25 protein-coding genes and 1 tRNA gene are annotated in these 21,640 nt (G+C 68.3%); 14 read left to right on the forward strand and 12 right to left on the reverse strand.

What is annotated here, in order from left to right; translation table 11 throughout:
- The first annotated feature begins 22 nt into the window (after positions 1–22).
- From QSK34_RS23465 to QSK34_RS23510, 10 genes are all read left to right on the forward strand, one after another.
- Positions 23–430: a hypothetical protein gene (locus QSK34_RS23465; RefSeq protein WP_285586597.1), complete on the forward strand. Its 408-nt coding sequence runs from the start codon at positions 23–25 to the stop codon at positions 428–430.
- Between the two features lie 380 nt (positions 431–810).
- Positions 811–1,527, forward strand: coding sequence for a GntR family transcriptional regulator (locus QSK34_RS23470; protein ID WP_285586599.1), 717 nt, complete (start codon positions 811–813; stop codon positions 1,525–1,527).
- A 111-nt stretch (positions 1,528–1,638) separates the two neighbouring features.
- Positions 1,639–2,070: a plasmid replication, integration and excision activator gene (locus QSK34_RS23475; protein WP_285586601.1), complete on the forward strand. Its 432-nt coding sequence runs from the start codon at positions 1,639–1,641 to the stop codon at positions 2,068–2,070.
- Positions 2,067–2,375 (forward strand): hypothetical protein, encoded by a 309-nt coding sequence (locus QSK34_RS23480; protein ID WP_285586603.1) that lies wholly within the window; start codon positions 2,067–2,069, stop codon positions 2,373–2,375. Before QSK34_RS23475 ends, QSK34_RS23480 begins: the two co-directional genes overlap by 4 nt.
- A gap of 98 nt (positions 2,376–2,473) precedes the next feature.
- Positions 2,474–3,931, forward strand: coding sequence for an FtsK/SpoIIIE domain-containing protein (locus QSK34_RS23485; protein ID WP_502875541.1), 1,458 nt, complete (start codon positions 2,474–2,476; stop codon positions 3,929–3,931).
- Positions 3,928–4,116: a hypothetical protein gene (locus tag QSK34_RS23490; protein WP_285586606.1), complete on the forward strand. Its 189-nt coding sequence runs from the start codon at positions 3,928–3,930 to the stop codon at positions 4,114–4,116. The genes QSK34_RS23485 and QSK34_RS23490 overlap by 4 nt, the downstream gene beginning before the upstream one ends.
- Positions 4,109–4,273 carry a hypothetical protein gene (locus QSK34_RS23495; RefSeq protein WP_285586608.1) on the forward strand — a complete coding sequence of 55 codons (165 nt, stop codon included), beginning with the start codon at positions 4,109–4,111 and terminating at the stop codon, positions 4,271–4,273. The genes QSK34_RS23490 and QSK34_RS23495 overlap by 8 nt, the downstream gene beginning before the upstream one ends.
- The gene (locus QSK34_RS23500) at positions 4,270–5,880 is read left to right on the forward strand and encodes a replication initiator (RefSeq protein WP_285586610.1); all 1,611 of its coding nucleotides are present in this window, start codon (positions 4,270–4,272) and stop codon (positions 5,878–5,880) included. The genes QSK34_RS23495 and QSK34_RS23500 overlap by 4 nt, the downstream gene beginning before the upstream one ends.
- Positions 5,877–6,092 (forward strand): excisionase family DNA-binding protein, encoded by a 216-nt coding sequence (locus tag QSK34_RS23505; protein ID WP_285586611.1) that lies wholly within the window; start codon positions 5,877–5,879, stop codon positions 6,090–6,092. The genes QSK34_RS23500 and QSK34_RS23505 overlap by 4 nt, the downstream gene beginning before the upstream one ends.
- Positions 6,089–7,252 (forward strand): tyrosine-type recombinase/integrase, encoded by a 1,164-nt coding sequence (locus tag QSK34_RS23510; protein ID WP_285586613.1) that lies wholly within the window; start codon positions 6,089–6,091, stop codon positions 7,250–7,252. The genes QSK34_RS23505 and QSK34_RS23510 overlap by 4 nt, the downstream gene beginning before the upstream one ends.
- Before the next feature lie 54 nt (positions 7,253–7,306).
- Here the strand turns inward: QSK34_RS23510 and QSK34_RS23515 are convergent.
- The 5 genes from QSK34_RS23515 to QSK34_RS23535 all read right to left on the reverse strand — a co-directional run bounded on the left by QSK34_RS23515 (position 7,307) and on the right by QSK34_RS23535 (position 10,199).
- Positions 7,307–7,379, reverse strand: a tRNA-Ala gene (locus QSK34_RS23515).
- Positions 7,380–7,441: 62 nt separating this feature from the next.
- A complete protein-coding gene (locus QSK34_RS23520) occupies positions 7,442–8,134 on the reverse strand; it encodes an HAD-IA family hydrolase (RefSeq protein ID WP_285586615.1) in 693 nt (230 codons plus the stop codon).
- 5 nt (positions 8,135–8,139) lie between these two features.
- The gene (locus tag QSK34_RS23525; RefSeq protein ID WP_212735470.1) at positions 8,140–8,259 is read right to left on the reverse strand and encodes a DLW-39 family protein; all 120 of its coding nucleotides are present in this window, start codon (positions 8,257–8,259) and stop codon (positions 8,140–8,142) included.
- Positions 8,260–9,275: 1,016 nt separating this feature from the next.
- Positions 9,276–9,650: an ATP-binding protein gene (locus QSK34_RS23530; protein ID WP_285586618.1), complete on the reverse strand. Its 375-nt coding sequence runs from the start codon at positions 9,648–9,650 to the stop codon at positions 9,276–9,278.
- Between the two features lie 36 nt (positions 9,651–9,686).
- Positions 9,687–10,199 (reverse strand): DUF305 domain-containing protein, encoded by a 513-nt coding sequence (locus tag QSK34_RS23535; RefSeq protein ID WP_285586620.1) that lies wholly within the window; start codon positions 10,197–10,199, stop codon positions 9,687–9,689.
- Between the two features lie 93 nt (positions 10,200–10,292).
- On the opposite strand from QSK34_RS23535, the gene QSK34_RS23540 reads away from it, so the two are divergent.
- Complete coding sequence (locus QSK34_RS23540) at positions 10,293–14,684, forward strand: HAMP domain-containing protein (protein WP_502875542.1); 4,392 nt, start codon at positions 10,293–10,295, stop codon at positions 14,682–14,684.
- Here QSK34_RS23540 and QSK34_RS23545 read toward each other — a convergent pair.
- A complete protein-coding gene (locus tag QSK34_RS23545; RefSeq protein WP_285586624.1) occupies positions 14,681–16,105 on the reverse strand; it encodes a sensor histidine kinase in 1,425 nt (474 codons plus the stop codon). The two genes, QSK34_RS23540 and QSK34_RS23545, sit on opposite strands and share 4 nt — an antisense overlap.
- Positions 16,102–16,770 carry a response regulator transcription factor gene (locus tag QSK34_RS23550; RefSeq protein WP_285586626.1) on the reverse strand — a complete coding sequence of 223 codons (669 nt, stop codon included), beginning with the start codon at positions 16,768–16,770 and terminating at the stop codon, positions 16,102–16,104. The genes QSK34_RS23545 and QSK34_RS23550 overlap by 4 nt, the downstream gene beginning before the upstream one ends.
- 113 nt (positions 16,771–16,883) lie before the next feature.
- Between QSK34_RS23550 and QSK34_RS23555 the strand changes: the two genes are divergently transcribed.
- Positions 16,884–17,525, forward strand: coding sequence for a hypothetical protein (locus tag QSK34_RS23555; RefSeq protein WP_285586628.1), 642 nt, complete (start codon positions 16,884–16,886; stop codon positions 17,523–17,525).
- Between the two features lie 5 nt (positions 17,526–17,530).
- Here the strand turns inward: QSK34_RS23555 and QSK34_RS23560 are convergent, their stop codons facing one another.
- The 4 genes from QSK34_RS23560 to QSK34_RS23575 form a co-directional block, all read right to left on the reverse strand.
- Positions 17,531–18,109 carry a methyltransferase family protein gene (locus QSK34_RS23560; protein ID WP_285586629.1) on the reverse strand — a complete coding sequence of 193 codons (579 nt, stop codon included), beginning with the start codon at positions 18,107–18,109 and terminating at the stop codon, positions 17,531–17,533.
- Positions 18,106–19,059 (reverse strand): cation diffusion facilitator family transporter, encoded by a 954-nt coding sequence (locus tag QSK34_RS23565; protein ID WP_161479406.1) that lies wholly within the window; start codon positions 19,057–19,059, stop codon positions 18,106–18,108. Before QSK34_RS23565 ends, QSK34_RS23560 begins: the two co-directional genes overlap by 4 nt.
- Positions 19,052–19,357 carry an ArsR/SmtB family transcription factor gene (locus QSK34_RS23570; protein ID WP_235966499.1) on the reverse strand — a complete coding sequence of 102 codons (306 nt, stop codon included), beginning with the start codon at positions 19,355–19,357 and terminating at the stop codon, positions 19,052–19,054. Before QSK34_RS23570 ends, QSK34_RS23565 begins: the two co-directional genes overlap by 8 nt.
- Positions 19,358–19,510: 153 nt before the next feature.
- Positions 19,511–19,861, reverse strand: coding sequence for a PRC-barrel domain containing protein (locus QSK34_RS23575; RefSeq protein WP_161479404.1), 351 nt, complete (start codon positions 19,859–19,861; stop codon positions 19,511–19,513).
- Between the two features lie 128 nt (positions 19,862–19,989).
- On the opposite strand from QSK34_RS23575, the gene QSK34_RS23580 reads away from it, so the two are divergent.
- Positions 19,990–20,304: a DUF5709 domain-containing protein gene (locus QSK34_RS23580; RefSeq protein WP_285586635.1), complete on the forward strand. Its 315-nt coding sequence runs from the start codon at positions 19,990–19,992 to the stop codon at positions 20,302–20,304.
- A gap of 102 nt (positions 20,305–20,406) precedes the next feature.
- Positions 20,407–21,219, forward strand: a complete 813-nt coding sequence (locus QSK34_RS23585) for an SAM-dependent methyltransferase (protein ID WP_285586638.1) — start codon at positions 20,407–20,409, stop codon at positions 21,217–21,219.
- On the opposite strand, the gene QSK34_RS23590 is transcribed toward QSK34_RS23585, so the two are convergent.
- Positions 21,216–21,413, reverse strand: a complete 198-nt coding sequence (locus tag QSK34_RS23590) for a DUF5999 family protein (RefSeq protein ID WP_030455128.1) — start codon at positions 21,411–21,413, stop codon at positions 21,216–21,218. The two genes, QSK34_RS23585 and QSK34_RS23590, sit on opposite strands and share 4 nt — an antisense overlap.
- Between the last annotated feature and the right edge of the window lie 227 nt (positions 21,414–21,640).

The following is a 21,640-nucleotide window of genomic DNA, read 5'->3' on the forward strand; positions in this document are numbered from 1 at the left end:
CTCCCCTGGCGACGATTGCCGCATGACAAAGCCAGAGAAGTGCACGGCATGCGACGGCCGGGGCTGGAAGATCGTCACTCTCCGGGGCGCGGTCACCGCAACCGCGATCGGCCAGGGAAACAGCTCTCGCGAGGATTGCCTGTGCTGCGACGGCCCTCCCTCACCGGTCGAGATGTTCGAATGGGAGACCTTCAAGACCCTCGGCAGCACCAACGAGCCCGGCGCCTGCGGGACGACGTCCGGGCAGGCCAGCACTATGGACGCGCTGCGCACTGCCCTCCGCAAGATGAATTCGACGGACGCCTGGGGACAGATCACGCTCCGCGTCCACGACTTCAACGTTCTCCCCGACAACTGGTCGCGGAATCTGATCTTCACGGCCACCGTCGATAGCGCCGGAACGGTTCATTTCGAACGGGTAGGGCTTTGAAAGCCCCGTTCTGTTTGCCCAGATGCCCGGCGCTTCACCCCGCTGTAGCTCTGATGCCCCAGCGGTTGCGATGGCATTCGGCACTGCGTTTTCTCCGGATACGGGTGATCGCTTGGACCTGCTCTGATCACTTCCCCATATCCTATGAATTGTGTGAATCGGCGGGACTACTCTTTATCCGCCGTACGATCACAACCAAAAGCAGGCCTTCGGTAAGTTGTAGCGACGCCTGGCTGAGGCATGAGGCGCAGCAGATCTGGCAGGACTTACTGACCGGCAAGGTGAGATGAACGTCGGCGAATATCTGCTGTCCTGACAGGCGCGTACATAGTCGCTAGTCTGCTTGTGCAGACGAGTGGAAGACCGATCGGGTGATAACGATGGGCAAAGAGTTCCAGCCGCCAAAGTACGCCCAGGTCATGACGGCGATCCAAGAGCGGATCGAGTCGGGCGTGTACGGGCCGGGCGAAACCCTGCCCTCGGAAACCGAGCTGGTCCGTGAGCTCGGTGTGGGTCGCACGACAGTGGTCCGAGCCCTTCAGACTCTCGCCATGCAAGGGTGGATCACCCGCGAACACGGCCGAGGTTCGTTCGTGAAGGGCCGCCCCCAGTCGCCGGCCGACCAAGTGCGCCCCGGCCTGACGGTCGCCGACGAGATCGAAGCCGCCGCTGCAGACATCAACGTGCAGCGCCTCGCCGCTTCTCGCCCTGTCGCCCGACTCCTGGGGATCGCTGAGCGAACTCCCGTCGTCGCCCGTCGCCGGATCATGATGCAGGGTGATCGCCCCTCGTCGCTTCAGACCATGTGGTTCCCACTTGAACTCGCGCTCGGCACCGACCTGGAGCGGGTCGACCCCCTGCGTATGGGGGTACGTCAGCACCTCCAGGCGATCAAGCGCGTCCGAGTCGACCATGTCGTCGAGCGTCTGGCCGCCCGAAAGCCGTCCAAGGAGGAGTCGGAACTCCTCGAAACGACCGCGCCCGTGCTCGCAGTGCTCGCATCAGTTCACGATCCGTCAGGCACTCCGCTCTTCGCCATGAGCGTCGTTCTCCCTGGTGACCTGCACGAGCTACAGGACGTCTACCAGGTCGACTAGGACTTATCGGGACGTTCTTCTTTTCAACTTGTGCGGACGAGTTCTCCGACTTAATCTCAACTCAGTCGGACGAGTGGACAAGCGAACGTCCGTCAGAGTGGAGACAAGCACATGGCTCTCAAGGGTCCGATCTCGGTCACCTTCGCGCAGGTCTTCCCGCACGGCTGCTACGTCGTCGGCGAGGTCGAGCCGGTCAAGGACTTCGACGCCTCGACCAACGGCCGGTTCGTCCAGACCCGCGACAAGCAGAGCGGCGAACTGGTCTGGCAGGTCCCGGTGCTGGACGCCGACCCCGAGGTCAAGCCCGCGCAGAAGACGGTGTCCGTCAAGATCCTCGCCCCGGTCCAGCCGGTTCCCCCGGCGCCCATGCCGGGCCTGCCGATCACGCCGGTCGAGTTCGACGGCATCGCGGTCACGCCGTACGTGAACGGCTCGGGCCGGCTGGCCTGGTCGATCAAGGTCCGCGAGATGCACACGCCGCGCCCCATGGGGGCGTCGGGCGCTGGCAAGTCGGCCGCCAACGGCAAGGAGAACGCGGCATGAGTGACAGCTACGGCTACATCACCATCGCCGTCGACACCACGGGTGTCTCCCAGATCAGCGCCTCACTGCACGGGGCCGAAGACGCCAGGGTTCATCACCTCCGCCACGGCGAGAGCGGCCCGGGTCACGTGGCGATCAGCCAGCACTCCGCCCGGGTGACCTTCGGCGTGGGTCTTGGCCCGATCACCGCTGAGGATCGCGACCACGCGCGGCGTCTGGCTGAGGTCTTCGCCTCTTGGGCGGCTGCGGTCGACGCCTGCTACACCGCTCAGCCCGCCACGGACGAGAGCGACCAGGCGGCCTGACACGCCCGCTCATGAAGGTGGGGCGGCTGGAGCTTGGACCCTCCGGCCGCCCCGGTTCTCCCAGCCCACTGCATATGTTCCGAGAGGACTTCAACCTAGTGTTTCGCAAGCTTCCGGGGGATGAGGCGCGCAACCTCGTCACCACCACCCCGGACACGAAGATCGTGTTCAAGCCGGTCGTGGTCAGCACTCCGGCCTTCCTCACCATCGGCCTGTGGATCATCCGACTCATCGCCGGTCTGGTCCGGCTGATCTGGCGACACCCGATCGCCGTCACCCTGGTCGGCGGCCTGGCCGCGCTCGCGATCCTGGTCGACTGGCGGGGCAGTGTCTTCCTGGTCGGCCTGGCGCTGCCCGTTCTCGCCAGTTGGGCGGTAATCCACCGGCCGTCGTTCTCCTCGTGGATTGCCTGGCCGCTGCTGGCCTCCTGGCGACGGTTCTGGATCTACCGGCGGCACTGGCAACCCGTCATGGTCGTCTCCGGCCTCGGCCGTCACCTGCACGGCCGCGACTACCTGCCCCGCCTAGTCAACGTGGCCTGCACTCCGTGGGCTGACCTGGTCGTCGTCCGCATGCTCAAGGGCCAGTGCCTGGAGGACTGGACCAAGCGCGCCGACCACCTGGCCCAAGGCTTCGGCGCGACAGGTTGCCGCGTCACCCTGCATGCTCCCGGTGTCGTGCTGCTGGTGCTGCCCCGGCGCGATCCTCTGGCCGACCCGATCCCGGCGCTTCCGCTTCGTGGCCACGCCGACGAACCACCGGTGGAGGTCGAGCCGGTGGAGGTCGGTGAACAGGAGGATGGCCAGCCGTACCGGCTGAAGGTCCATGGGACTCACGTCCTGATCGCCGGGGCGACCGGGGCCGGCAAGGGCTCGTGGATCTGGTCGATCATCCGGGCTCTGCTTCCCGCGATGGCGGCCGGGTTGGTTCAGGTGTGGGCGCTGGATCCCAAGCGGATGGAGCTGTCTCTCGGCAAGCCTCTGTTCGACGGCCGGTACGCGGCCACCCCGGAGGAGTGCGCCGACCTGCTGGAGACGGCTGTAGCTCAGATGCAGCAACGCGCCGACAAGTACGCGGGCGTCCGCCGCAGCCACACCGCAACGCCGGATGAGCCCTTCGTCCTGGTGGTCGTCGACGAAGTGGCGTTCCTGACCGCCTACCAGTCCGACAAGCACCTCAAGCAGCGCATCACCGCTGCTCTGGCCACGCTGACCACTCAGGGCCGCGCGGTCGGGTTCGGCGTCCTGGCCGCGCTTCAGGACCCGCGCAAAGAGGTCATGAACATCCGCAACCTGTTCCCCGACAAGATCGCGCTCAGGCTCGATGAGTCCGAGCAGGTCGACATGGTTCTTGGCGACGGCGCACGTGATCGGGGCGCCCTGGCCGACCTCATCTCACCCAACCCGGCCCAGGGCGCGGGCATCGGCTACGCCCGCCTCGAAACCAGCCCCGACCCGATCCGGGTCCGCGCCACCTACGTCTCTGACGACGACATCGCGGCCATGGTCGCCTTCCACGAGTCTGCCCGATGCGCGCTTGAGAGCGGTGTGGCGTGAGGCTCACCCTGACCGGCACCCGTACCGAGATCACCCGCGTCCCCGAACAGCTCGTCTTCGCCCGCCTTACCCCGTCCGGGCTGGTCCGCTTCCTGCGCCTGGCCGATGTCCAGATCACCACCCAGCCCTATACGGGTCTCGTCCGGCTGACCGCTGACCTCGTGGAAGGAGACGCCAATGGCTGAACTGGCCTACACGCTCGACGACCTCACATGCGCCTCCTGCGGCACCACCGACAGCCTGTGGATCTACCCCGTCCGCGCCCTGGTCGAGTGCCGCGAGTGCGGCACCAAAGCCGCCATGATCCCCGACCAGGCTGACGAGTTCGAGGGTGAGCGTTGACCGACCTGACCGATCGGCACACCCCGCGCGCCATCAAGCAGGCCATGCCCCTGGCGCATGAGGTGGTCGAAGCTCTCGCCATCGACAACGGCGTCTGCATCCGCCCGGTGGGACTGCGCCGCATGGATCTGAAGACCGGGATCAGCGACATCATCAACGCGCCGTGCGGCTCCACGATGGAGGCCAAGTGCCCGCCGTGTGCCAAGCGGAACCGCGCTCTCCGGATGGCCCAGTGCCGTGAGGGCTGGCATCTGACCGCCGAACCGGCCATCACCCGGGACGAACCGAACGACTATCAACGGCACCTGGTCGAGTGGCGCGCCGACGCCCAGGCCCTCCGCGACCAACTCGAATCCGCGGGGCTCCCCACCGACGACTATGACCAGGCCATCGCCAAACTCGACGCCGAGATCAACGCCGCCGGGGTGCGCGGGAACGTCCTTGGCCGGACCGCTTCCAAGCGCTCCCGCTCGACCCGGCGGCGGCAGGACGCGCCCGACCTTCCCAAGCGGGCCATGACAGCAACCACGCTGGGCCGCACCTACACCGGCACGGACGGGCGCACCTACCGGCCCTCGATGTTCATCACACTCACCCTCGACACCTACGGCCGGGTCAACGGCGGCGTCGCGGTCGACCCGGCCACCTACGACTACGTGAAGGCGGCACGGGACGCGCTGCACTTCTCCAAGCTGATCGACCGCTTCGTGCAGAACCTTCGCAGGGTGGCGGGCTATGACGTCCAATACTTCGCGTCGGTGGAGATGCAAAAGCGCCTGGCGCCGCACCTGCACATGGCCATGCGCGGCAGCATGTCCCGCGCTGACATCCGCGCCGTAGCTGCGGCCACCTACCACCAGGTCTGGTGGCCTTCCTGCGAAACGGTCCGCTTCGAGGGCGGCCACCTGCCGGTGTGGGATGAAAAGGCCGGCTACCTCGACCCGGACAGCGGCGAGATCCTCCCCACCTGGGATGAGGCCCTCGACCAGCTCGACGCCGACCCCGACGCCCAGCCACTCCACGTCGTCCGCTTCGGCGCACAGGTCGACGCACAGGGCATCCTGTCGGGCACTCCGGATGCAGACCAGGCCATCCGCTACGTCTCCAAATACCTGACCAAGTCACTCGGTCAGGCCGCCGACTCCCAAGCCGCCCGGGACCACGCGGACCGGCTTCTTGAGGTGCTGCGCTACGAACCGTGCACGCCGACCTGCCCGAACTGGCTGCGCTACGGGGTGCAGCCCAAGAACGCCAAGCCGGGCATGATCCCCGGGCGGTGCAGGGCCAAGGCTCACAAGCCCGAACATCTCGGCTACGGCGGACGCCGCGTGCTCGTCTCTCGCAAGTGGTCCAACAAGACCCTGACCGAACACAAGGCCGACCGCCGGACCTGGGTCCTGGAAGCACTCGGCATCACCGACGAACCCGCTGACGTAGGCCGTTACGTCTGGTCACCCGTAAAGGCCGGAGACCCCGACCTACCTCCGATCCGGGTCCGGCTGCTGCGCTCCATCCGCGAACGCCTCCGCTGGCGCGCTCACCTGAACCAACTTCAAGCCGCAGCGGATGGCCAAGATCTTTCGACAGGCGAGAGGAGCGCGGCATGACGATCACCGCCGGTCGCCTCCTGACCGTAGAAGAGACGGCAGACCGCCTGAACACAAGCGTCCGGTTCGCCCGCCGACTGATCGAAGAGCGCCGCATCACGTTCGTCCATGTCGGCCGCCACGTCCGCATCCCCGAAGCCGCGCTTGAGGCCTATATCTCCGCTGGCGTCGTCTTGGCGGTCGTGCCCCGTTCCCGAAAGGCCACGCAATGAGCAAGAACAAGAAGACCTCAAAGCGCCGGTTCGGACGAGTTCGGCAACTGCCGTCGGGCCGCTGGCAGGCTCGCTACTCCGGTCCGGACGGTGTCGACAGACCGGCCCCGGAGACCTTCGCGACCAAGACGGACGCGGACATCTGGCTCACGAAGAAAGAGGCGGAGATCCTCAACGACGACTGGATTGATCCAGACGCCGGGAAGATCCTCCTCAGCAAGTACGGCCGCGACTGGATCGACGAGCGCCCGAACCTACGCCCCCGGACGGTAGAGCTCTACGGCTACCTGTTCCGCAACCACCTCGTGCCGACCTTCGGCGAACGAGCCATCGCCGAAATCAAGGATCCTCAGGTCCGGCGCTGGCGCAAGACCCTCTTGGACGCGGGCGTAAGCGCGGTGACCGTCGCCAAGGCGTACCGGCTCCTCAAGGCCATCATGACCACGGCGGTCGACGACCTGCTGATCAAGCGCAACCCGTGCCGAATCAAGGGCGCGGGACAAGAGAAGTCCCCAGAGCGCCCGATCCTCTCGGTCGCCCAGGTCTTCCGCCTGGCCGACGTCGTCGAAGGCCGCTATCGGGCGCTGATCCTGATGGCGACTTTCGCCGGCCTCCGCTGGGGCGAACTCGCGGGCCTCCAGCGTCAGGACATCGACATGGAGACCGGCGTAGTCCGCGTCAGGCGTCAGCTCATCACGGTCACCGGACAGGGCTTGGTCTACACCGACCCAAAGTCGGAAGCAGGCAAGCGCATGGTAGCCATGCCGGGCTTGATCCTCGACGACATCCGCGACCACCTGAAGGACTTCACGTTGGAGGCAGACGACGCCCTGGTGTTCATTGGCCCGGACAACGGCCCGCTTCGCAACGTCAACTTCAACCGCCGCGTCTGGTCCAAGGCCCTGGCTGACGCAGAGCTCCCGAAGATCCACTTCCACGACCTCCGCCACACCGGCAACACCCTCGCCGCCAACGCCGGAGCCTCAACCCGCGACCTCATGAAGCGGATGGGCCACAGCAGCTCCCGCGCCGCCCTCATCTACCAGCACTCCACCGACGAGCGACAGCGCGAGATAGCCGACAAGCTCGACGACCTAGCCCGACGGGCACAAGAAAAGCCATCGGGCACGCAACGGGCACGGAAGAAAAACCAGCCCTGAGAAACACTGAAGCCCAGGCAGAGGAATGGCCTCTGACCTGGGCTTTAACGTGGGTGGAGCCTAGGAGATTCGAACTCCTGACATCCTGCTTGCAAAGCAGGCGCTCTGCCAGCTGAGCTAAGGCCCCGATCGCGCCCGCACCGAGCAGACGTCGCTACACCGTAGCAAGGATCTCAACGTGCCCGCCACTCACCGGACGGCGGCCACGTCGCTCCCCATCACCACGGCCGGGAAATCGGCAATCGACTCCAGTATGTGGGTCGCCCCGCCGGCGGTCAGCCGATCACGGCTGTGCACGCCCGTCAGCACTCCGGCCACCACGGAGGCCCCCGCGCGCCGTGCGGAGAGCATGTCGCTCTCGGTGTCGCCGGCGACGGCGACGTCGCGGACGTCCTCGATTCCCAGCTTCATGACCGCTGTGAGGATCATGTCGGGGTAGGGCCGCCCGCGTCCGCAGTCTTCCGGCGAAAGCGCCAGGTCGACGCGGTCGTACCAGCCGAGGGCGCCCAGGACGCGGCCCATCGTGCCCCGGGAGAACCCGGTCACCAGAGCGATCTTGATCCCGGCCCCGCGCAGCTTCTCGAGCGCCTCGACGGTCCCGGGGAGCGGCGTGACGCCGGCACGCTCGATGGACCCCTCGTAGGAGCGCTCGAAGGTCAGGTTGGCGGCCTGAGCCTGCGCCTCGTTGTCGGGGAAGATCCCCCGGAATACGTCGATCTTGGGGCAGCCCCGGGACCGGTGCACCTGCACCATCGCGCGTGCGTACGCGCTGGTCCCGGGGACGATGCCCTGCGTCGCGATCGACTCGGCGAACGCCCGTTCGACCAGGGCGACGTCGCCGATCGTGGTGCCCGCCAGGTCGAGGCAGGCCAACTTGATCACGAAGATCAGTTCTCGCTGCCGGTCGCCTCGGTCCAGAGGTCGAGCTCGGCCCGATCGGCCTGGACCTTACGCCAGAACAGCAGGCCAACGACGGCAACGATGGCAAGAAGGAGCAGCTTCTTCATAGTGATGACCCCATTTCCCGGGTGAGACAAACGCCCGGTTCCGCCCCCGGGCCGCGCGCCGAATACAACACTTTATCCCCCCGACGATTTCAGCCGCGAAAGCCGTACCGAGGAGGGCTCTGCTATCAGCGAAAGAGACGAGACCCCAGGTGAGCCACGAGCTTAGCCCCGCACGAACCCCTGCGTCAGCCGCACTCCGCCCCCTCCGGAGGCCCCGCGAACCCCGCCGATGCCGGTCCCACACTCCCACAGTCGACCACCCGATCGACACCGAACCGGCCCTTCCGGGACATCCGACAGACGACCACGCCCCGGTACGAGAACCACAGCGCCGGCGGCAACTCCGAGTGACTCCTCAACCAGACGCGAACCGGGGCACGACCTCGACCAGTCGCCGCCACAGGTCTCCGACCCCGGCATGCCGCAGGTCCAGCGACCAACCTCCTGACCTGCGGAGGTTCCCGCGATGACACCAGGCCTTATCGGCTCTTGTGCTGCCGGGACTTTCGACGCAGCCATCACGCTCAGAGGGAACTGAGGCACAAACGTCGCTTCCTCTGACTTAGAGGTACAGACGTCGCTTCCTCTGGCTTGCCGACAGAAAACGTCTACCGGCGGCAACCCTGGCTACGAATTCCACCCACAGAAACAACGCGAGACACACGCATCAGCTCCGCGGACTCAGGCACAATCCCGGCCGATCTCGCATGACGCCGGATGCTCCCCAGCATGCGCTGATCGTCGAACCAGCACAGCCGCATCCCAGCCTGCAATGACACGCCCGTGCTACAGGCGACAGCCTCAATAGAGGCTGGACCGCCGCATATCAATCACCGCCGCAGCCTCAGGCCCATACATACGGGCCGCCGGGGCGCGATAGGACACCTCAGTCGGCGAAAACCGCGCGCAGATCCGAGGCGGCGCAGATCCGAGGCGACGCAGCTCTCTCAGCCCAACCGCCCGAGCAAGCCTCATCCCTTCAGGCGAAGCCCGCGCCATGATCCCGCCGAGCACTCTCAGCCCCGCGACAACCCCACCGTCAGCCGGACCGTCGTCCCCTCAGGCGCCGTGCTCACCACGATCGTCGTCAGCCGGTGCATCAGCCACAACCCCCGCCCGCCCGTAGGCGTCCGCGACGGCCCGCTCGCGATCCCCGGCCCTCCGTCCGACACCTCGCACAACACCCGGTCGCCCTCGCGCCACAACCGCAGCACCCGCGGTGACTGCGCATAGCGCAACGCGTTGGTCACCGCCTCGTGGACGGCCAGGACGAAGTCGTCGAGCCCCACCCCCGACAGCCCCGCCGCCCCGGCGCACTCGGTCACGTCGCGGCGCACCGCCGGCACGGCCAACTGGTCGAGGTCAAGGGAAAGGAGGAGGTCGTTGGCCACTGGCATCGCCTCCCCGGATTTCGACTACCGCCCAGCCTAGGCCAGTTGACTCCCGATCTCCGCGAGCATCTCCTCTTGATCATTGACCAATCTCCGGGCCAGGTCGGCCGTCGGTGAGTGGTCGCCGACCGCGAGCACGATCCGGCCGATCGTCATGCCGGCTTCCAGGTGCCGGGACATGAGGCCGTACCAGGTGTTGTCGAAGGCCTGGCCGGTGAGGCCCTGGAGTTTCGCGAACTCCGCGTCGGTGACGTTGCCGGGGCCGATGGGCCGGGCGCCGCCGGGAGGTTCGGGGATCTCCCAGGTGGAGAGCCAGCTTGCCATCATCTGCAGGTCCGCCGGTCCCTGCGCCCTGATCTCGGCCGAGGCCGTCTTGATCCAGTCGCTGTACGCCCGTCCTTTGGCCATCTCCGCCAGCTGGAGGGTCTGCCGGTGGTGGGGGATCATCTCCAGGGAGAACCGCACGTCGGGATCCGCCGGATCCGTACCGGAACAGGCGACGACCAGCAGCAGTACGAGACCGGTCGCCAATAGCCGAATCGCGCTCATCAGCGGGAGGTACGTGTGGTGACCCGGCCAGGTTCAGGTTCTACGGTGGAAAGGCCAAACGATGGCCAGGAATATGGAGCGGGTGTGGACACGATCAAGCGTGAACGGGAACTCGATCTCCGCCAGTTGCTCGCCGGTCTGACGGCGGTCCGTGACGGCGACTTCGGCACCCGGCTCCCCACCGACGACGGCGACGGCCTGCTGAAGGAGATCGCGACCGTCTTCAACGGCATGGTCGACCAGCTCTCCCTGTTCACCAGCGAGGTCACCCGCGTCGCCCGAGAGGTCGGCACCGAGGGCCAGCTGGGTGGTCAGGCCGACGTGCCGGGCGTCTCGGGCACCTGGAAGGACCTCACCGATTCGGTGAACGCCATGGCCGGCAACCTGACCGACCAGGTGCGCGACATCGCCCAGGTGGCCACGGCGGTGGCGAAGGGCGACCTGTCCAGGAAGATCACGGTGGACGTCCGGGGCGAGATCCTGGAGCTGAAGAACACCCTCAACACGATGGTGGACCAACTTTCCAGCTTCGCCGACGAGGTCACCCGAGTCGCCCGAGAGGTCGGCACCGACGGCCGGTTGGGCGGCCAGGCCGACGTGAAGGGCGTGTCCGGCACCTGGCGCGACCTCACCGACTCGGTCAACTTCATGGCCGGCAACCTCACCGACCAGGTGCGTTCGATCGCCCAGGTCACCACGGCCGTGGCGAAGGGCGACCTGTCGCAGAAGATCACCGTCGACGCCCGGGGCGAGATCCTCGAACTGAAGAACACCATCAACACGATGGTCGACCAGCTCAGTTCGTTCGCCGACGAGGTGACGCGCGTCGCCCGCGAGGTCGGCACCGACGGCCGGCTGGGCGGCCAGGCCGACGTGAAAGGCGTCTCCGGAACCTGGCGCGACCTCACCGACTCGGTCAACTACATGGCCGGCAATCTCACCGACCAGGTCCGCAACATCTCCCAGGTGGCCACGGCGGTCGCCCGGGGCGACCTCAGCCAGAAGATCACCGTCTCCGCGCGCGGCGAGATCCTCGAACTCAAGAACACCCTGAACACGATGGTCGACCAGCTTTCCAGCTTCGCCGACGAGGTCACCCGCGTCGCCCGCGAGGTCGGCACCGAAGGGCGGCTGGGCGGCCAGGCCGACGTGAAGGGCGTGTCCGGCACCTGGAAGGCCCTCACCGAGTCGGTCAACGTCATGGCCGACAACCTGACCGCCCAGGTCCGCTCCATCGCCGAGGTCACCACGGCGGTCGCCAAGGGCGACCTGACCCAGAAGATCCGCGTGGACGCCCGCGGCGAGATCATGGAGCTCAAGGAGACCATCAACACGATGGTCGACCAGCTCAGCGCCTTCGCCGACGAGGTCACCCGCGTCGCCCGCGAGGTCGGCACCGAGGGGAACCTGGGCGGGCAGGCCACCGTGCGGGGCGTGTCGGGCACCTGGAAGGACCTGACCGACAACGTCAACGTGATGGCGTCCAACCTCACCAGCCAGGTGCGGTCGATCGCGCAGGTCGCCACGGCGGTCGCCCGGGGCGACCTGAGCCAGAAGATCACCATCGAGGCCCGGGGCGAGGTGGAGGCGCTGGCCGCGACCCTGAACCGGATGGTCGACACGCTCAGCGCCTTCGCCGACGAGGTCACCCGCGTCGCCCGCGAGGTGGGCACCGAGGGCCAGCTCGGCGGTCAGGCCCGCGTGCCCAACGTGGCCGGCACCTGGAAGGACCTCACCGACAACGTCAACTCGATGGCCAACAACCTCACCAACCAGGTGCGGAACATCGCCCAGGTCACCACGGCGGTGGCGCAGGGCGACCTGACCAGGAAGATCGACGTCGACGCGCGCGGCGAGATCCTCGAACTGAAGACCACCATCAACACGATGGTCGACCAGCTCTCCAGCTTCGCCGCCGAGGTCACCCGCGTCGCCCGCGAGGTCGGTTCGGAAGGCCGCCTCGGCGGCCAAGCCGAGGTCGAGGGCGTCTCGGGCACGTGGAAGCGCCTCACCGAGAACGTCAACGAGCTGGCCGGGAACCTGACCCGGCAGGTGCGCGCCATCGCCGAGGTGACCAGCGCCGTGACCTCGGGCGACCTGACCAGGTCGATCACCGTGGACGCCTCCGGCGAGGTCGCCGAGCTCAAGGACAACATCAACTCGATGGTGAAGTCGCTCCGCGAGACGACACTCGCCAACAAGCAGCAGGACTGGCTGAAGACCAACCTGGCCGCCATCTCGGGCCTGACCCAGGGCCACCGCGACCTCGCGGTGGTGGCCGAGCTGGTCATGAACGAACTGGCCCCGCTGGTCAACGCCCAGTACGGCACCTTCCTCCTGGTCGAGGAGACCGGCACCCTCCAGGTGGTCGGCAGTTACGGCCACCGCGACCACGACCGCCGCTTCGAGTTCGGCGAGTCCCTCGTCGGCCAGGCCGCCGTGGCCAGGCAGCCGATCCTGGTCGAGGACATCGCCCCCGGCTACCTGACGATCTCCTCCAGCCTCGGCGCGGCCGGCCCGGTCCACCTGATCGTGTTGCCGATCGTGGTCGAAGACCAGGTCCTGGGCGTGATCGAGCTGGCCAGCCTCAACCGCTTCACCGCGATCCACCGCACGTTCCTGAGCCAGCTCGTCGAGACGATCGGCGTGAACGTCAACACGATCGTCGCCAACGCCCGGACCGACACCCTGCTGGTCGAGTCGCAGCGCCTGGCCACCGAGCTCCAGGTCCGGCAGGAGGAGCTCCAGCGCTCCAACGCCGAACTGGAGGAGAAAGCCGAGCTGCTGGCCCAGCAGAACCGCGACATCGAGACGAAGAACAGCGAGATCGAGCAGGCCCGCCAGGAGCTCGAAGACCGTGCCCAGCAGCTCGCGCTGGCGTCCAAGTACAAGAGCGAGTTCCTCGCCAACATGAGCCACGAGCTGCGCACACCCCTGAACTCGCTGCTCATCCTGGCCCAGTTGCTCGCGCAGAACCCGGCCCGCAACCTCACCGCCAAGCAGGTCGAGTACGCCAACGTCATCCACTCGGCCGGCACCGACCTGCTCCAGCTCATCAACGACATCCTCGACCTGTCGAAGATCGAGGCCGGGAAGATGAACATCACGCTGGAGTCCATGCCGCTGCGGCAGCTGCTCGACTACGTCGAGGCGACCTTCCGGCCGCTGACCACGGAGAAGGGCCTGCGCTTCGACGTGGTCGTGGGGCCCGACGTGCCGGGCCACCTGCTCATGGACGAGCAGCGGCTCCGGCAGGTGCTCAGGAACCTGCTGTCGAACGCGATCAAGTTCACCGAGCGCGGTTCGGTGGAGCTGCGGATCGAGCACGCCCCCGACGACATGCTGGCCTTCCACGTCGTCGACACCGGCATCGGCATCGCCGAGGGCAACCTGTCGCAGATCTTCGACGCCTTCCAGCAGGCCGACGGCACCACGAGCCGCCGCTACGGCGGCACCGGGCTGGGCCTGTCGATCAGCCGCGAGATCGCGGCGCTGCTCGACGGCGAGATCAGGGCGGTCAGCAAGCTCGGCGAAGGGTCGACGTTCAGCCTGTTCATCCCGCTGACCGAGGCGATGCCGATGAGCCAGCCGCCGCGCCTCGACCCGCCGCGGCGGATCACGCAGATCCCGCTGACCCGCGAGGGCCGCCACCTGCTGGTGGTCGAGTCACGCCCGAACGGCCTGCTGGCCCAGCTCGCCGAGTCGGTCGTCGCCGACCTGGGCGAGTCGCACGGCCCGGTCTGGGTGTCGACGGCCAACGACCCCGACACGGCGATGACCGCGCTCATGCAGGGCGGCTACCAGTGCATCGTCCTCGACCTCGGCATGCCGCAGGACGCCGCCGCCGAGTTCCTGCGCCGCCTCGACGAACACCACGCCCTGCGGGAGCTCCCGATCCTGGCCCACCACACCCGCACCCTGACCCGGCCGCAGGAGAACCTCCTCCAGGGCCGGTCGCAGACCCAGCCGCTGGAGCGCCTGCCCAGCCTCGACGAGCTGCGCGAACGCATCACACTTCACCTGACCGCCCAGGACCCGGGGGCGGTGCTGCCGCTCGTGGAGGCGAGCCCCGACGAGCGTCCACAGGCTGTGGAAAACGTCGACACCGGCCTGATCGGCCGGAAGGTCCTGGTGGTGGACGACGACGTCCGCAACGTCTTCGCGCTGACCAACATCCTGGAACTGCACGGAATGCAGGTCTTGTACGCCGAGAACGGCCGCAAGGGCATCGAGGTGCTGGCCCGCCACGAAGACGTCGACCTCGTCCTGATGGACATCATGATGCCCGAGATGGACGGCTACGCCGCCACGGCCGCCATCCGCAAGATGCCCCGCTTCGCCAACCTGCCGATCATCGCCGTCACCGCCAAGGCCATGCACGGCGACCGCGAGAAGACCCTGTCGGCGGGCGCCAGCGACTACGTCACCAAGCCCGTCGACGCCGAGGAGCTCATCACCCGCATGCAGCAGTGGCTGGAGTACTAGGGAAGGGTCATCCGGAACAGCGCGCCGCGCGGGCTGTCCTCGATCGTCAGCGTGCCGCCGTGGGCGGCGACGATCTCCCGCGCGATGGCGAGCCCGAGCCCGGCCCCGCCGGCGTCGCGGTCGCGAGCCTCGTCGAGCCGGGTGAACCGGTGGAAGACGGTCTCCCGGTGCTCCTCGGGGATGCCCGGCCCGTCGTCGAGCACTTCGAGGACGGGGCCGGGCGCGACGCGTACCGACACACTCGACGAGCGGTGCCGCACGGCGTTGGCGATCAGGTTCGTGATCACCCGGGTGAGCTGGGAGGGGGAGCCCTGCACCACCACGCCGGGTGCGACGTCCAGGTCAATCGGCACGGGGGAACGCAGCGCCTCCTCCGTCGCGAGTTGCCCCAGGTCGACCTCCTGGAGGCGCAGCGGTTCCCCGGCGTCGAGCCGCGCCAGCACCAGCAGGTCGGCGGCGAGCGACTGGAGCCGGGTGACGTCGGTCAGCGACTCCTTGGCCAGCGCGGGCGCGTCGCGCTCGCCGATCTCCAGCCGGGTGCGCAGGGTGGCGATCGGGCTGCGCAGCTCGTGCGCGGCGTCGGCGACGAACCGTTTGTGCAGGCCGACGGCGGTCTCCAGGCGGTCGAGGGTGCCGTTGACGGTCGTGGCCAGGGCGGCGATCTCGTCACGGGCCTTCGGCTCGGGCACCCGCTGGTGCAGGTCGCGGGCGGTGATGTCGGCCAGCTTCGCGCGGATCGCCGCCACCGGCGCGAGCGCCCGGCCGACCGAGAACCACGTCAGCGCGGCCACCATGGCCAGCAGCAGCGGAATCCCGACGGCGAGCACCCAGGTCAGCGTCTCCAGCGCCACCTGCGTCGGCCCCAACGACGCCCGCACCGAGACCGCGGTCGTCGCGTCGAGCGCCCGGGTGGCGGTGACGTACCCGTCGCCGGCGGCCACGGTCCCCACGGGCAGCGCCGGGTCGAAGTGCCCGACGATCACGTTCGGATCGGTGATCGCGATCGTGCCCCCGGTCGGCGGCGCCTCGGCCGCGTTGACCGGCTGCCCAGCCCCGGTCACCCCGGTCGAGCCGGCGGCCGGCGCACCGGCCGCACCGGCCGGCTCCCCCGGCCCGGTGATCACCAGCGTGCCGGCGGAGGGGTCGGTTCTGACGCCGGTGACGGGCGCGGCCTCCTCGTCCACCACGAGCGGCCCGAGCGGCCGGGCGGGCACGGCCGACGTGACCGGCCCGAGTGGCGCGGCCGGAGCGGCGATCAGCGTCGCGACCTGGTCGGCCCGGCGGCCCGCCTCGTCGGCGGTGCCGGTGACCAGGCTGGTCCGCAACACCCCGATCAGCACGGCGGCGGCGACGCCCAGGGCGGCCGCCACGATGACGGTGACCGTCACGGTGGCGCGCAGGCGTACCGACCAGCCGCTCATGATTCCAGCCGGTAGCCGGCGCCCCGGACGGTGACCAGGGACGTCCGGCCGAAAGGCGCGTCGATCTTGCGCCGCAGGGCGCTGATGTAGACCTCGATGATGCTCGGGTCGCCGTCGTACGCGAAGTCCCACGCCTGGGCCAGCAGGTCGGCCTTGGAGACGACCTCTCCCGGACGTCTGGCCAGCGCGTGCAGCACGGCGAACTCCTTGGGCGTGAGGGCGATGTCGGCCTCGCCCCGGCGGCAGCGCAGTCCGGCCGGGTCGACGACCAGGTCCCCCACGGTCAGCGCGACCGGCCGCGCCGCCTTGCCGCGCCGGACGAGCGCGCGGAGCCGGGCCAGCAGGACCACGTAGGAGAACGGTTTCGACAGGAAGTCGTCGGCGCCGGTGTCGAGGGCCTCGGCCTCGTCGTACTCGCCGTCCTTGGCGGTGAGGATCATGATCGGGGTCCAGTTGCCGTCGTCGCGGAGCCGGCGGCAGACCGCGTAGCCGTTGAGCCGGGGGAGCATCACGTCGAGCACGATCGCGTCGTAGTCGTGCTCCCCCGCCAGCCACAGGCCTTCGGCCCCGTCGTGCGCGACGTCGACCGCGAACCCCTCGTCGGCCAGGCCCGACTTCACCAGGTCGGCCAGACGCCGTTCGTCCTCCACCAGCAGCACGCGCATGCCGCCAGCCTGGCAAAGAGCACCTAAAGCCAACCTGAAGAGCCGGTCTTCAGCCTGGCTTCAGGTACGCGCCGCCAGTGTGGCTGATCAACCGAACGAAGGAGATGTTCCACGTGAAACACCGCCGCCTGGCCGCAGCAGGCCTGCTGGCCCTGGCCGTGACCTTCGGCGTCACCGGCGCCGCCAACGCCACCGACGACGCTCCGACCCTCAAGCCGGTCGGGGGCACCATCGCCTGCACGGCCGGAGGCGAGGGCATCGAGATCAAGGAAGGCGTCGTCACCATCGACGGCAAGGAGGTCGCCGGCCTCTCCATCACCAAGGCGATCCCGGCGATTCCCGCCGAGCCTGGCGCGGACGTCGCCTCGGCGGTCCCGGTGCCGGTCCCGCCCGGCGAGGCCGGCAAGGTCGGCGACGTGATGACCGCCGTTCCCCTCACCGGAGGAGACGGCGAACCGGTGACCCTGCCCGCGCGGCCGTTCCACGGCAAGCCGGGCGAGCCCGTCGAGTTCGGAAAGGTCATCACCGCGATCCCGGCGGGCGAGGCGGGGGTCAAGGCGGGCGTCGACGCGGCGCAGCCGGCCGCTCCCGAAGGCCCGACGCACACCACCGCCGACGAGTCCGGCAAGGCCGGCCCGTCGTTCTCCAGTGACGGTCCCGACGCGCCTGAGGGTGCCAAGGTCGTCTGCTTCGCCTCCGCGGCCTCGGCCGACTCGGCGGCTCCCGCCGCTCCCGAGGCCCCCGCCGAGGACTGAACCGGTTAGAACTTCGGGACGAACCGGCCCGTCCGGGCCATGTAGGTGGTGAACGCCGCCCCGTGCACCCGGACGAGATAGGGCTCCTCGACCACCCGGACCTGGATCTCGACCGCCGCGACCAGCGACAGCAGAGCGGCGAGCGACACCCAGGTCGGCACCAGCAGGGGGAGCCCGGCCAGGGCGACGACCATCGCGGTGAAGATCGGGTTTCGCACCAGCCCGAAGACCCCGGTGGTGACCAGGTCGGTGCGTTCGTCCGCGTCGACGCCGACGCGCCATGAGGCGCCCATGGCGTTCTGCGCGGCCAGGGTCAGGATCAGCCCGGCGACCGCGAACACGAGCCCCACGGCCATAGGCTCGACCGTCGCCGGGGTGATCCCGGCCAGTTCCAGGACCGGCGCGGCCACCGTGAGCGCGATGCTCAGGACGAAGAGCATCCCGCCCCACCAGCCGAGGCTGAGGACCGGCTCTCGGATGCCGACGAAGCCGGTGCTCCCGGTGGCCCGCCACTGGGCCCAGCTGCGATGACCGAAGGCCAGGGCCAGACCCAGGCCGTAGACCACCAACGCGGGGAGGCTCACTCTTCGCTCCGGTGGACGGGGCCGTGGGGGTCGGCGCAGTGGCCGTCGCCGATGGCCAGGACGTCGGGGTGGGCGTGGTCGACCTGGAGGGTGGTGTGCTCGATCCCGTACGCGTCGTGGACCAGCTTCTCGGCCGCCAGCCGGGCGGCGTGGCAGTCGGCGCCGGGGGTGACGAGGATGTGCGCCGAGAGGGCGGCGTACCCGGAGGTGACCTCCCAGATGTGCAGGTCGTGCACCTCGACGACGTCGGGGATGCCGGCCAGGCGGCGCCCGGTCTCGGCGGGGTTGAGGCCCACGGGGGCGGCCTCCATGAAGACGCGGCCGGCGTCGCGGACCAGCCCCCATCCCGCCTTGACCATCAGCAGGGCGACGACCAGGGCGGCCACGGCGTCGGCGCGGGTCCAGCCGGTGTAGTAGACGACGAGACCGGCGATCGTGGTCGCGATGAACGCGAACAGGTCGTTGAGGATGTGCTGGTAGGCGCCTTCGACGTTGAGCCGCGACCGGTCGGCCCGGCGCAGCAGCCAGGTCGCGATCAGGTTGATCACGATGCCCGCGAGGCCGGTGAAGACGACGAAGAGCCCTTCGACCTCGGGAGGGAAGATGAGCCGCCGCACGCCCTCGTACACGAAGAAGGCGGCGAGCAGCAGCAGGGTGATGCCGTTGAGCTGGGCCGAGATGATCTCGGCGCGTTTCAGGCCGTAGGTGAAGCCGCCGCGCGGCGGCCGGGCCGCGATCCGCATGGCGACGAGGGCGAAGAAGATGGCGAAGGCGTCGGTCAGCATGTGACCGGCGTCGGTGATCAGGGCCAGCGATCCGGCGACGAAGCCGATGACCACCTCGACGGCCATGAAGGCGACGATGAGCGCCAGCGCCGCGCTCAGGTAACGCCGGTCGGCGTCCTGCGAGACGGCGTGACCATGCCCGTGCCCGTGCCCGTGGTCACTCACTGGTCTTCCCGTCGTGTCGCATGTGCGTGATGGCCAGGTCGAACAGCAGCCGCACGTGGGAGTCGGCCAGCTGGTAGTAGGCCATCCGGCCGGCCCGCCGCACCTTCACCACACGGTGGCTGCGCAGCAGCCGCAGCGCGTGGGAGGCCGCCGACATGCTCTGCCCGGTGGCCGCGGCCAGGTCGCACACGCACATCTCGCCGCCCTCAAGAAGGGCGGCCAGCAAGCGCAGCCGCCCGGGGTCGGCGAGCAGCCCGAACACCTCGGAGAGGTCGCCGACCAGCTCGTCGTCGGGCATCACGGAACGGACGTGAGCCACCCTCTCGGCGTCGACGCAAGCGTCGGGGGCGATGGCCACTGCAACATTTGAACGATTATTCATACGTCGATGCTAAAACAACGGGCCGCCCCCCGGAAGGGGGACGGCCCGCGGTTGGTTGTGGACTACCCGTCAGAAGCGGTTGTAGTAACCGCCCAGCTGGTCTCGGTAGACCGGGTCCTTGAAGGTCGTCTCGTCGTACTCGGGAGCGTTCTTGATCTCTTCCTTCGTACGCGCGACGAAGACCTTCTGCTCCTGCGGGTCGATCTCGGTGACCGTGCCGGCAGGCAGGACGACCTTCTTGCCGAAGATCCAGGGACCGGTGTCGACGACGAGGTAGCTGTCGCCCACCTCGTAGTTCGACTCGTCCACTGAGCCGATCTTTCCGTCTGTCGCCTCGACCGTGAATCCGGTCACGTCCAGGGTCGTGGTGGGATCCTGTACGCCCTGACGGTAGGTCCAGAGGTTGTCGTTCGGCTGCATATGCCTTCGCTCTCCTTTGTGGGGGTTGCGGTTGTGGCACCGCATCTACTGCCCGGGCGAGCCGCGTTAAACATGCCGTTTCGCGGCGATCGTCCAGGGCAACCCCTGACTGAAAGGGGGCGAACACCATGACAGAGCCCGATGACCAGGACATTCAGGATGTGGATCTCGACGCGGAAGACCTCGTCGAGGACACCGACCACCCGATCGGTCTCGACGACGATCCCGACGACGACTCCCTCGACCGGCGGCTGGCCGCCGAGGAGCCCGAGGCCCATCTCCACCACGCCCGCGAGGAGCGCGAGGGGGCCGGCCGGCTCGTCGACCCGGACGAAGGCGCACGTGAGGACGTGGACGACGAACTCGTCGGCGACGACGCCGGAGAGGACGGCGGGCGTTACTCGGCCGAGGAAGCGGCGATGCGCGTGGAACGCGATCTGTGATCTAAGCCACAAATCCGGAAATATCGAGTCATGATCCTCGCGGGTGAGCCTCGTCCCATAACATCCGTTACAACCGAGGCTCCCGCCGCGAAGGAGAAGGACGTGACGTCCGAGGAGCAGGCTCCTACCGGAATCGACCCGTCGGTTCCGAGTGTGGCCCGGATCTACGACTACTGGCTCGGCGGCAAGGACAACTTCGCATCCGACCGCGCGGCGGCCGACAAGTTGCTGGAGTTCGTGCCCGACGCCCGGGAGATGTGCCGGGAGAACCGGGCCTTCCTCACTCGGGCGGTCTCACTTCTCGCCGGCGAGGGCGTCGACCAGTTCGTCGACATCGGCAGCGGCCTGCCCACCCAGGACAACACCCACCAGGTGGCGCAGCGCGTCAATCCCGACGCGCGGGTCGTCTACGTCGACAACGACCCCATCGTGCTGGTGCACGGCCGGGCCCTGCTCGAGGAGAACACGAACACCCGGGTCGTCAACGGTGACCTGCGGAAACCGGGAGCCCTGCTGGCCGATCCCGAGGTGACGGAGCTCATCGACTTCAGTCGGCCGGTGGCCGTCCTGCTGCTGTCGATCCTGCACTTCGTGCACGACGACGCCGAGGCCACGGCGATCATGACGGAGATCCGGTCGAAGCTCGCGCCCGGCAGTTACGTGGTGCTGGCCCACGGTTTCCCCGGCGAGATGAGCGGCGACAAACTGGAATCCGTGCAGGCGGTCTATGCGAAGACCGCTCCCGGCGGCGTGACCGGGCGCACCCGCGCCCAGATCGCGAGTTACTTCGAGGGTATGGAGATCATCGACCCCGGAATCGTGCCCAGCGAGGCCTGGCGCCCCGACGTTCCGTGGGACGTTCCGGTCGACTTCGCCAAACACAGCGTGCTCGGAGTGGTCGCGCGGGTGCGCTAGGCCATGACCAGGTGCTCGGGTGCGCGGTGCGGGATCGCGACCGTGCAGTCGGGCATCAGCAGACCGGTGTCCTCGAAGAGCACGACGCCGTTGCACAGCAGGCTCCAGCCCTGTTCGGGGTGGGCCGCCACGACGTGGGCGGACGAGCGGTCGGAGGCGTAAGCGGACGGGCAGTGCGGCTGGTGCTGACACATGGTGGGCACCTTCTCCCCAGGTGGTGCGGTTGTCGTTCGATGTGGCTCAGAGGTGGCTCAGTAGGGCAGGAGACGACCTGACGGAGTGCGCAGGTCGAGGATCGGCTTGGGCGCCTTCGGCGCCTTGGGCCGGATGCGGATCTGCTTCATCCTCATCACGATCCTTTAGCTGTAGGTCGGACCGACTCGGACGTGCACCCCTTCATCATCTCAACCGCGTCCGACAG

This window comes from Herbidospora sp. NBRC 101105, assembly GCF_030269205.1.
Classification (GTDB): domain Bacteria; phylum Actinomycetota; class Actinomycetes; order Streptosporangiales; family Streptosporangiaceae; genus Herbidospora; species Herbidospora solisilvae.